At 52.4% G+C, this 821-nt stretch carries 1 pseudogene; it reads left to right on the forward strand.

Features of this window, described 5'->3' with window-relative positions:
- Nucleotides 1-623: 623 nt before the first annotated feature.
- A pseudogene (locus tag WX88_RS26765) lies at nt 624-821 on the forward strand (hypothetical protein); the annotation flags it as partial.

Raw genomic sequence — 821 nt, forward strand, 5'->3', positions numbered from 1 at the left:
GCTCAGCTACACCGTCGAGCAAGCGGGTGCCGTGCGCCTGGAAGTACTCGATGGCCTGGGCCGTATCGTGGCCGTGCTCGTCGATGGCCAACAGAGCGCTGGCCCGCATGAAGCCGTCTTTGCGGCCCCCGCTCACCAAGGCTCGGCTCTGTTCAACGTGCGCTTGATCACGCCCACGGGCACCTCCTTCTCCCGCTTAGCNGCCCACGGGCACCTCCTTCTCCCGCTTAGCGCTGGACAAGTAAGCATAGCCCTTGCTCTTCTTTCTAAGCTACAAAAGGTCTGTTCCTCCTGGAACAGACCTTTTGTGCTTATAGCGCTCTTCGCTCCTCTCCACAATAGCACCACCGCTCTCCAAAATGCAATGGCCTAGCTAGCACAAAGTCGTATTTGCCCATGGCAAAAATATGGCAATGAAATAATGCAAATAGAATGAATACTAACTCCGCACGGGTGGACATCGATTTCATGTCGTTTGTCCATGAATTTGTGTCGTTGGTCCATCAGTTTGAGCATTAATTTGATTGAATACGGCTTAAAAGCTCACCTTTGACCCGAAGGTCTTCCACTCTAGTTCTTTTTGCTCACGTCTTTCCGTTCAAGTCTCTTTTCCTAAACTAACTATGAAAAAACTCATCCTATCGTTGTTACTGGGCACTGGAGCCTGGTCCGGCGCACACGCCACCGATTACTATGTCTCTGACAAAGACGGTAATGACAATACCAACGACGGCAAGTCGTTGCGTACTCCCTTCAAAACCATTCAGAAAGCCGCCGACAAGACCCTGCCCGGTGACGTGGTCTACGTACGGGCTGGCACC

Origin of the sequence: Hymenobacter terrenus (assembly GCF_000972495.1) — a bacterium.
Classification (GTDB): Bacteria; Bacteroidota; Bacteroidia; order Cytophagales; family Hymenobacteraceae; genus Hymenobacter; species Hymenobacter terrenus.